7 protein-coding genes are annotated in these 10,905 nt (G+C 56.6%); all 7 read left to right on the forward strand.

The window, feature by feature from the left end:
* Entirely contained in the window at positions 1 to 1,485 is a 1,485-nt protein-coding gene (tssC, locus tag HNR65_RS02855) for a type VI secretion system contractile sheath large subunit (protein ID WP_181549916.1), read from the forward strand.
* A gap of 51 nt (positions 1,486 to 1,536) precedes the next feature.
* Positions 1,537 to 2,025: an Hcp family type VI secretion system effector gene (locus HNR65_RS02860; RefSeq protein ID WP_181549917.1), complete on the forward strand. Its 489-nt coding sequence runs from the start codon at positions 1,537 to 1,539 to the stop codon at positions 2,023 to 2,025.
* A 177-nt stretch (positions 2,026 to 2,202) separates the two neighbouring features.
* The gene (tssE, locus tag HNR65_RS02865) at positions 2,203 to 2,616 is read left to right on the forward strand and encodes a type VI secretion system baseplate subunit TssE (protein WP_181549918.1); all 414 of its coding nucleotides are present in this window, start codon (positions 2,203 to 2,205) and stop codon (positions 2,614 to 2,616) included.
* A gap of 47 nt (positions 2,617 to 2,663) precedes the next feature.
* On the forward strand, positions 2,664 to 4,397 hold the full coding sequence (gene tssF / locus HNR65_RS02870; protein WP_181549919.1) for a type VI secretion system baseplate subunit TssF: 1,734 nt from the start codon (positions 2,664 to 2,666) through the stop codon (positions 4,395 to 4,397).
* Positions 4,361 to 5,386 (forward strand): type VI secretion system baseplate subunit TssG, encoded by a 1,026-nt coding sequence (gene tssG, locus HNR65_RS02875; protein ID WP_181549920.1) that lies wholly within the window; start codon positions 4,361 to 4,363, stop codon positions 5,384 to 5,386. The genes tssF and tssG overlap by 37 nt, the downstream gene beginning before the upstream one ends.
* Before the next feature lie 26 nt (positions 5,387 to 5,412).
* A complete protein-coding gene (tssH, locus tag HNR65_RS02880) occupies positions 5,413 to 8,043 on the forward strand; it encodes a type VI secretion system ATPase TssH (RefSeq protein ID WP_181549921.1) in 2,631 nt (876 codons plus the stop codon).
* A gap of 98 nt (positions 8,044 to 8,141) precedes the next feature.
* Positions 8,142 to 10,895: a type VI secretion system Vgr family protein gene (locus tag HNR65_RS02885; protein WP_181549922.1), complete on the forward strand. Its 2,754-nt coding sequence runs from the start codon at positions 8,142 to 8,144 to the stop codon at positions 10,893 to 10,895.
* Positions 10,896 to 10,905 lie beyond the last annotated feature (10 nt).

Consider the following 10,905-nt stretch of genomic DNA (forward strand, 5'->3'; position numbering starts at 1 on the left):
ATGGCTGAAGAAAAAAAGGAACAACAGCAAGACCAGGAGGCGTCGGGCCAGGAGGGCTCACTGCTCGATGAAATCCTCGGGGCAACAAAGATTTCGCCTTCCGACGAGTCCTACTCCATTACCCGGACCGGGGTTCAGGCCTTTATTGACGAGCTGCTCAAACCCGAGCGCGAGGGTGAGAAGATCAGCAAGGCCATTGTGGATGAAATGATTGCAGACCTGGATCAGAAGCTCTCCGCCCAGGTCAACGAGATTCTCCACAATGAGGAATTCCAGAAGCTGGAATCGGCCTGGCGCTCGCTCAAATACCTGGTGGACAATACGGATTTTCGGGAAAACATTAAAGTCTCGATTTTAAACGCCAGCAAACAGGACTTGCTCGACGACTTTGAAGACGCCCCGGAAATCCCCCAGTCCGGTCTTTACCAAACCGTTTACACCAAGGAATACGGCCAGTTCGGCGGAGAGCCCTACGGCGCCATCATCGGCAATTATGATTTCGGGCCCGGGCCCCAGGACATGAAGCTGCTCCAGAATATCGCCAGTGTTTCGGCCATGTCGCATGCCCCCTTTATTGCCGCGGCCGGCTCTTCATTTTTCGGCATTGAGTCCTTTGAGGAACTGCCCAATCTCAAGGATGTATCCTCACTTTTTGAAGGGCCCCAGTACGCCAAGTGGAGAGCCTTCAGGGAATCCGAGGATGCCCGCTACGTGGGACTTACCCTGCCCAAGTTCCTGCTTCGCCTGCCCTACGGCGAAGACACGGTGCCGGCCAAATCCTTTAATTTCAGCGAGGACGTCTCCGGCGGGAGTTCCAGTTTTCTCTGGGGCAACACGGCCTTTGCCTTTGCTTCCCGGCTGACCGACAGCTTTGCCAAATACCGCTGGTGCGCCAATGTCATCGGACCCCAGGGCGGCGGGTCAGTGGATGATCTGCCGGTGTATAACTACGAGTCCATGGGCGCGATTCAAAGCAAGATCCCCACCCAGGTGCTGTTGTCTGAGCGGCGGGAATACGAACTGGCAGAAGAGGGTTTTATCGGGCTGACCATGCGCAAGGGCAGCAACAATGCCTCGTTTTTCTCCGCCAATTCCTGCCAGAAGGCCAAGTCTTTCGGCAACAGCCCTGAGGGCAAGGAAGCCGAGACCAATTACAAGCTGGGCATGCAGCTTCCCTACATGTTTGTTATCAACCGGCTGTCGCATTACATCAAGGTCATTCAGCGCGAAAACATCGGTACCTGGAAACAGCGCGGAGACCTGGAAGACGAGCTCAACAAGTGGATCCGCCAGTACGTGGCCGACCAGGAAAGCCCCGCGGCCGGGGTGCGTTCCCGCCGCCCCCTGCGCCGGGCCCAGATCAGCGTCGAAGACGTGGCCGGCGACCCGGGCTGGTACACGGTTTCGCTGAAGGTGATGCCTCACTTCAAATACATGGGCGCCAGCTTTACGCTTTCGCTGGTGGGCAAGCTGGATAAGGAATAAGGCCTGCCCGCAAACCGATAACCCTTTCACCAGAACCAAGGAGAGAGCATTATGGCAATGACAAGTTACATGACCCTGGAGGGCAACAACCAGGGCAAAATTGACGGCGACTGCAGCCAGGGCGGGCGGGAAGACATGATTTTGCTCTATGCCATTGATCACGAGATCGAAATTCCCAAGGATACGCATACCGGCATGCCCACGGGCCAGCGGATCCATCATCCCCTGAAGGTGACCAAGCATTTTGACAAGGCCACCCCGAAGCTCTACCAGGCCTGTTGCAGCGGCGAGCAGTTCAAGACGGTGGAGATCCAGTATTACCGGATCAACGAAAAGGGCCAGGAAGAACACTATTTTACCACCAAACTCGAAGGCGCCATTCTGGTTTCCACACGGGCCTACAAGCCCATGACATTTCTGGAGGAAAACAAGCCCTACCAGGACATGGAAGTTTTGCAGTTCACTTATTCCAAGATCATCTGGACTTATGAGCCCGACGGCATTGAGTCAGAAGACGACTGGAAAGCGCCCAAGGCATAAGCCGGAGGCCGGAAGACAGAAGTCAGAAGTCAGAAGGCGGAGGACGGAGGACGGAAGAAAGCAAAATGCAATAATGGTCCTCTCGATTAAGGATGGTATGTCTCCTGGAGACGAACCTGTGCGTTCGTCTCCAGGGGCTGTTTTTTCCCGGAATAAAAAGAAAAAAGGTCGGCCGGCATGGAAGGTCTCAGGCTGCTTGAGCGGCTGCGCGCGTATGAACAGGATCCGGACCGCAGGGGGGTATGGAATGCGGAACTGATTCTGGCGTCCGTTCTCGGGCATTTAAAGGCCCTGCTCAACACCCGCCAGGGAAGCGCCATGATTGCAGATGACCTGGGACTGCCGGATTTCACCAACATGATCCGCTCCTTTGACGACATGACCTATGAGCAGCTCTCCGGCCACATCGAAACAGTCCTGGAGAAATATGAGCCCCGGCTGACCCGGACCCGGATCGAAGTGCTGCCCAAAGATGACAAGGTGCTGAAACTCAAGTTCAAGATCGAGGGCAAACTCCGGCTGCCCAATTCGGATATGGACATCTCCTTTGAAACCGTGGTGGATCCGGAAGGAAAAATCGATCTGATCTGACTTGCCGGTCTCTGAAAAGCGTTTATACCAACAGGCTGAAAGGTTTTATGACCCAGAAATATTACCAGGAGGAACTACAGCACCTGAGGGAACTGGCGGTTGAATTTGCCCGGGCCCATCCCGCCCTTGCGCCCATGCTGACCGGCACGTCCCAGGATCCGGATGTGGAGCGGCTGCTTGAGGCAACAGCCTTTATGACCGGTATGCTCAGGGAAAAGCTTGACGACGATTTCCCGGAAATCATCCAGGGGCTGATGCAGCTGGTGTTTCCCCACTACCTGCAGCCGATTCCCGCAGCAGTCATGATGGCCTTTGAACCCAAACCCGGTCTGATGCAAAGCTTTACCATCCCCGCGCAAACCGAAATAGACTCTGTGCCGGTAAAAGATCAGCCCTGCACGTTCCGGACCTGCGGGGACACAGAGATTCATCCTCTGAGGATCACCGCCGTGGACCAGGAGGAGAAAATCGGGCAGAATCCGGTACTGCGCATCCACTTTCGGCTTTCGGGACTGACCCTTGATCAGTGGCGGCCGGAAAAGCTCCGGCTGCACCTGCCCGGGGCCATCGGGGAAGCTGCGGATCTTTATGCCCTGATAGACCGGCACACGGTCAACATCCGCTTTGTGCCCGAAAGAGACGGCCGGGCGGTCACGGTTGCGGGCCGGGACCATCTGAAAAACGCCATAGAAGAGGATCAAACCGCTCTGGTGCCGTATCCGGGCCAGTCCCTGTCGGTTTTCCGCCTGCTGCAGGAATACTTTATCCTTCCAGAGCAGTTTTTGTTTTTCGATTTGTACGGTTGGGAGAGCTGGCAGGAGCGGGGATCGGGAGACCGGTTTGCAGTGGAGTTCGAACTGGAGCGCCATGCCGAAATCCCGCGGGATCTGAAGGCTGAGCGGTTTGCCCTGTTTGTGGTGCCCGCGGTCAACCTGTTTGCCCATGACGCCGTGCCCATCTCCCTGGACCACAGGAACAGCGAATACCGGATCATCCCCGCAGGCAAGGACCGGCATCACTACAGCGTATTTTCCGTGGAAAAAGTCACCGGAATTGTCCAGGGAACCGTGCAAAAACGTGAATATGCCCCGTTTGAACATTTCCGGGAAGCCGACGGAGACCGGGGCAGTTATTTTATCCGCAGGCGCATTTCCATCCACGCCAGGGCCCCGGAAATGTTTATCGGCGTGGGTTATCCGGAAGAAAACCGGGTCCGGGCGGAGACATTGTCCATTGACCTGCTTTGTACCAACGGCGACCGGCCGGCAGCGCTCCAGGCCGGAGATATCTGCAGGGCCACCAGTACTTCTCCTGAGCTGTGCACCTTTAAAAACATCGGTTACCCCACAAAAATGGCCCACCCGCCGCTCGACCGCAACCTGCTGTGGAATCTGTTGTCGCATCTGTCGGTGAACCTGCATTCTATAATGGACGCCGACAGCCTGCAGACATTGCTTCGCTTATACGTGTTTGCCGCCATGCAGGACCAAAGCGTGGTGCAGGCCAATCTCAAGCGCATTCAGGCCATCAGCCAAGTTTCCTGCAGTCCGGGCAACCGGGTGATCCGGGGGGGCGTGATCCGGGGTTTTGAGATTGAAATCAAAATGAATGCGGCAAACTTTGCCTCCAGGGGGGATTTTCTGCTGTTTTCCGCCTTGCTGGACCGATTTTTCGCCGAATACGCAGCCATCAACAGTTACACCCGCCTGACCGTAACCGACGGTTTAAGCGGCGAGAGGACCCAATGGCCCATACGCATCGGAAAGACCCGGATACATTGAAAAGTCGCCTTTTGGCCCGTCCGAAGCAGTTCGGCTATTTTCAGGTCATTCGCCTGCTGCGGCGTGCCGGTGAAAACGGGGGGGATTTTTCCGAATTTCTGCGCAGCTGCGTCAGAATACGCCCGCCCGTGTCCCTGGGTTTTTCTGACGTGGACGTGGCCGCTATTCGCGATATTTCCACACAAGAGCACGACTGTTTTGAAATCACGGCCAATTTCCTGGGATTATACGGCCCGGCCTCGCCGCTGCCCACCTATTACACCGAGGAAATCATTGACGAGGCCTTTGAAGAAGAAAGCGTCAAACGAGATTTTTTAGACATCTTCAATGACCGGATTTTCAAACTCTTTTACGAATCCTGGAGCAAGTACCGCCTTCCGGTCAAGATCGTGGACGAAAAAGACCCGGTCAGCCTTGAGCGTCTCTACAGCCTCATCGGGCGCACCGAGCCCGAAATCCGTCGCCGCCTTCCGGAAAGCGATGCCCTGCTGTGCTATGCCGGATTGTTTATGGGCGGGACTCGCTCCGCGCTCGGACTCAAAACCCTGGTCGCCGACTTTTTCCGGCTTCCCGGAGTTGAAATCGATCAATGCGTAGCCCACTGGGTGGCTATTGACCCGGACCAGCGCTGCGAACTGGGCCGCCAGGGTTGCGAGCTGGGCGGCGACAGCCACATTGGTGCCCGGATTCTTGACTACAACAGCAAAATCCGCATCCGGTGCGGTCCACTGGATTCGGCGCGGTTTCACGACATGTCGCCGGGAACCGGAGAGTTTGACCGGCTGACCCGGGTTGTCAACGCATACCTGGATCACCCGTTGAGCGTGGACATTCGGTTTATTGTTCACAAGGATCAGATTCATACCACAACACTTGGCGGGCCGCAGTGGTGCCGGCTGGGCTACCACACCTGGCTGCTCAGCCCGGACTGCGACCCGTGGGAGCCGGAGCCCAATGCTGCATACGGGCTGCAAACGGCCCTTGGCTGAAAAAAAGACAAACCACGGAGACTGAAATGGACCATGATATCAAATCCCTGTTTTCAAAACTAAACGACCAGAGCACCAACGTCTTGCACAATGCCGTGGGCCTGTGCGTATCCCGGACCAATTACGAGATCACCGTGGAGCAGTTTCTGCTCAAGAGCCTGGAAGACACCTCCGGTGATATCCAGGTGATTCTGCGATATTTTGAAATCGACCCGGCCCGGGTCAGCTCAGCGTTAACCGACGCACTGGAGGACCAGAAGGCCGGCAACCCGGGAAAACCCACATTTTCGCCCCTGCTGGTGGAGCTGTTTGAAAAGGCCTGGATGATCACCTCCATTGACCTGGGCGCCAGGCGTGTGCGTACCGGCGCGATTCTCACGGCTTTTTTGACCCGGCCCACATACTTTGGCAGCGGCCCGTTTGTGGATCTGCTCAAAAAAATCAACCGCGAGACCCTGCAGGGCAGTTTCTGGAAAATCACCGAGGGTTCCTCGGAGCAGCAGCAGACGCCGCAGGAAGGTGGGGAAGCCGGGGACGCATCCGGGGCGCCGGGGGCAGAGGGGTATCTGGCCAAGTACTGCCAGGATTTTACCGCCAAGGCCGCAGCCGGGGATATTGACCCGGTATTCGGCCGCGAGGAAGAGATTCACCAAATCATTGACGTGCTGGCCCGCCGCAGGAAAAACAATCCCATCCTGGTGGGCGAGCCGGGGGTGGGCAAAACTGCTGTGATTGAAGGCCTGGCCCTTCGGATCACCGAAGACGACGTGCCGGAAATGCTGCAAAACGTAACCCTTTTGGGCCTGGATATGGGGGCACTGGAGGCGGGCGCCGGCATGAAAGGCGAGTTTGAAAACCGGCTAAAGGGGGTTTTAAGCGAGATCAAGGCCTCGGAAAAACCCATTATTTTGTTTATCGACGAAGCCCATACCCTGATCGGCGCAGGCGGTTCGGCCGGCAGCTCGGATGCCGCCAACCTTCTCAAACCCGCCCTGGCCCGGGGCGAGATCAAAACCTGTGCCGCCACCACCTGGAGCGAATACAAGAAATACTTTGAAAAAGACCCGGCCCTGGCCCGGCGCTTTCAGCTCATTAAGCTGGCAGAGCCGGATGTATCGGTTGCAACCCTTATTCTGCGGGGGCTTAAGGACAATTATGAGGCCTCCCACAATGTCATTGTCAGAGACGACGCCATTGTTGCGGCCGCCGAGTACGCTGACCGCTACATCAGCGGCCGGTTTCTGCCGGATAAGGCCATTGATCTGCTGGATACGAGCTGTGCACGCATCAAGATTAACCTTTCGGCCAAGCCGCCGGTTTTAACCGACGCCGAACGGGCCCGCCAGGCCCTGGAACGCGAAAAACGGGCCCTTGACCGGGACCGGGACAACGGTATTGAAGTCGAGGCGGAGCGATACGAGCAGCTGCTTGCGGCCATGGAAGACCGGGACCGGCAGATTGAACGCATCACGGCGCGCTGGCAGCAGGAAAAAAACCAGGCCGCCGCGGTCGTCGATATCCGCAATCAGATCCAGGCCATGGAGGGATCGGGCAACGGAGAAAAGGAAGCGCTCAACGTCCAACTGGCCGAAGCCGCAAAAGCACTTGCCGGAATCCAGAAAGACGATCCCATGGTGCGCATCGAGGTTTGCCCGGACGTGGTGGGAAAGGTGGTTTCGGACTGGACCGGCATCCCCCTGGGCAAGATCCAGCGCGATCAGGTACAGACCATCTTAAACATTGAAGAGCGTCTCGGCGAGCGCATCAAGGGTCAGGATCACGCCATTGACGCCATCGGAGAAGTCATCAAGGCCGCCAAGTCGGGTATTAAAAATCCGGACCAGCCCCTGGGCGTGTTTCTTCTTGTGGGTCCCAGCGGAGTGGGCAAAACCGAAACCGGCCTGGGCGTGGCCGATCTTTTGTTCGGCGGGGAGCACAATATCATCACCATCAACATGAGCGAATTCCAGGAACGGCACTCTACCAGCCGCCTGATCGGATCGCCTCCGGGCTACGTGGGCTACGGCGAAGGCGGGATGCTGTCCGAAGCCGTGCGCCAGAACCCCTATTCCGTGGTGCTGCTCGACGAGGTGGAAAAGGCCCACCCGGACGTGATGAACCTTTTTTATCAGGTCTTTGACAAAGGTACCCTGTCTGACGGCGAGGGCAAGGACATCAATTTCAAAAATACCGTGATCATCCTCACCAGCAACCTGGCCACGGATGTGATCCAGGAAATGACCCATGGCGAAGAAGATATTCCGCCCATGGACGCGGTGATGGGGGCGGTTCGCCCCCTGCTGTCCAAGCATTTCAAGCCCGCGCTTCTGGCCCGGATGACCGTGGTGCCCTATTACAGCCTTAATCCCGGGGCCATGGCCCGGGTGGTGGGGCTGAAGCTGGCCAGGCTGCAAAAGACCATGCAGCAGAACAACAAGATCAAACTTACCTACGGCGATGATGTGGTCGAGCAGATTACCGCCCGCTGCGCCGAGGTGGAAACCGGTGCCCGAAACATCGACTACATCCTTCAGGGCAAGGTCATGCCGCAGATTTCCCAGACGCTTTTGCAGGGCATGGGCGAAGACGGTGAACTGCCCGGCACCATTTCGTTGACTACCGGCGAACAGGGAGAGTTTGAGATTGCATTTGCATAAGCAAAACCGCTTTCCGGCCCCGGCCGGGGGCCGGAAAGCATTCCACCCGGTGACAAGCGACTCTGCCCGGGAAGGGCGGGGACAAGGAGAAAAACCCAATGGCGGCCAATGAAAAACGGTTTTCTTTTGTTTCACTTGGTATTCCCGGAGACATTTTCGGAGTGGTGCGCTTTAGCGGCACCGAGGGGCTGTCGAGGATCTATGAGTTTGACATCCAGCTTGTGTCGGCGGATATAGAGCTGGATTTAAACGAAATCATCCAGAACCCGGCCCGGCTCACGTTTCTGCGCGAGGAAGGCAATATCTGCTTTAACGGGATTGTCTCGGAGTTTGAGCAGCTCCACCAGGTCGGGGCCATGTGCTTTTACAAGGCACGCCTGGTGCCCAGAATCTGGTGGCTGACCCAGACACCTTTTAACCAGGTTTTTCTCGACAAAAGCGTGCCGGAAATCATCGGGCAGGTCCTTCGCTCCGGGGGCCTGATGAATGATGATTTTGATATCCGACTGGAAGGCACCTATCGGAAATGGGAATATGTGTGCCAGTACCGCGAGACCCATATGCACTTTGTCCGGCGCCTAATGGAGCGCGAGGGCATGTATTATTACTTTGAGCAGACCGCTTCCGGCGAAAAACTGATCATCACCGATACCCGCATGGCCCACACATACATGGCAGAAGGCCGGAGCATTTACTATTCCCCGCCAAGCGGCCTGGATACCTTGTACCGGGAGGAGGTCATCAAGAATTTTTTCTGCCGCCAGAAAATGGTGCCCAAATCCGTCCATCTCAGGGATCATAACTTCGGCCGCCCGGAGCTGCCGCTGGAAGGATCCGCGGATGTGTTTGAAGAAGGCCACGGCCAGGTCTATTTTTACGGGGATCACTTCACAAGCCCGGAGCAGGCCGGCCGGCTGACCCGTATCCGGGCCGAGTCCTATCAGTGTTGGATGCAGACGTTTTTCGGAGACACCACCATCCCGTTTCTAAGACCCGGCTACACCTTTCATCTGGACAAGCATTTCCGTGCGGCATTCAACCAGGACTATCTGACCGTGGAAGTTTCCCACCAGGGAAACCAGGCATCATTTATGCTCGCGGGCCTGCCCGGGCAGCTTTCGGAGCAGGAAACCAGCCCCGCATACGTCAACCGGGTCACGGCCCTGCCGGCATCGGTTCAGTTCCGCCCGGAGCGCAAAGCCGAAAAACCCCGTTTTTACGGTACGCTAAACGCACGCATTGATGCGGCCGGCGACGGCACTTATGCGGAGCTCGATGCCGAGGGCCGCTACAAGGTGATTCTGCCCTTTGACCGAAGCGGCCGAAGCGGCGGCAAGGCATCGGCCTGGATTCGAATGATGCAGCCCTATGCCGGCTCCAACCAGGGAATGCACTTTCCCCTGCACAAGGGCACCGAGGTGCTTTTGACCTTTATCGAAGGGGATCCGGACCGGCCGGTCATTGCCGGGGCCGTGCCCACCCCCCAGGCGATCAGCCCGGTAAACGAGCGCAACCAGACCAAGTCGATGATTCAGACCGGGCGCGGCAACCTGCTGGGGGGCAACAATTACATCGAGTTCGAGGACAAAAACCGGCATGAAGCCATCCGGATCCATTCTCCGGGGGACTTGTGGCGCGAGGCCCAGAACCGTTACGGGGAGTATCATGCCTATGACCCGCAGGATTCGCTTTCAGACGGCCGGGAGCCCAAGATCGAAGATTTGAAATCCAACTTCGGCCAGGGCAGCGGATGCAACCCCACCGGCATGATCGATATTCACAACAGCCATCAGCCCCAGGCGAACTTTTTCAGCGATGTATTTCGAAAGGCGCATGTACACCTGTCCTCCCTTGATACGGTCAACCTTCAGGAAGGCAATATTTATGACTTTGGCGGCTACTGGAATTATAACCTGGGCAACTGCTACGTGGAAGAACACCTGGACCAGAGCCCGGAGTTAAACAAAGAACACGACTACGACCTGCTGGATGCGGGCGGGCCGAACTGGAACGGCTGGCGCACGGTCAAGTCAGAAGAGCACGGCGGATCCACAAACCAATTGATTGATCTTGCCCATGAGGCCTCGGACAGCTGGAAAAACATCTGGGTGGAAAAACATTTCGGCGACGCCTACGAATACACCGAGGGCAGCACGATTTCCGTGACAAAGGGATCATCTCAGGAAATCCAGGTAGGCGGCCGTCACGTGGAGGAAAAATACAACGGCAAGGGCAAAAAAACCCTTTACAGTGTTTCTGAAAAGGGAAAAACCGAGGAGACAAAATGGTGCTCCCATACGGGCAACATGCTGTCTTACAGCATCAGCCAGAAACAGCCCAATGCCGTGCATAGCTTTGATTTCAACTGGGCCAACACCATGTCAATGGACATGAAGTTTGCCGCCAGCACCTCTCTTGACTTTACCATGGCCGCCAGCACCGCTTTTCATTTTACAATGGCCTCGAGCCTGGCCTTTGACTTCAAAAGGGCGGCCACCCTGGATCTGACCGTTGCCAAGGGGCTGCAGACAGAAATCGGCTCCTACACCGGGGGAAAAATCGGCCTGTCCTCCTTTAAGGGACTGTCGCTAAACGCCGCCATGCACCAGGCCGCGGCCATAGACCTTTCAAGCTATCAGGGACTCAAACTGGGGCTGGAATCGTTTAAGGGCCTGTCTCTTTCAGTGGAGACCGGTCTGGCCATTGCCATCAAATGCGATCTGCGGACAACCGCAAAAATTGACATTGATAACAATGACGGCAAATTGTCTGTCAAGGCCGGCGGACTGCTCGAATTTGCCAAGGAGACAAGCTTAAAGGCCGCAGTTGACACCCTTCGCGTCCGGATGTAGAGGAAAAAAT

This window comes from Desulfosalsimonas propionicica (assembly GCF_013761005.1).
Classification (GTDB): Bacteria; Desulfobacterota; Desulfobacteria; order Desulfobacterales; family Desulfosalsimonadaceae; genus Desulfosalsimonas; species Desulfosalsimonas propionicica.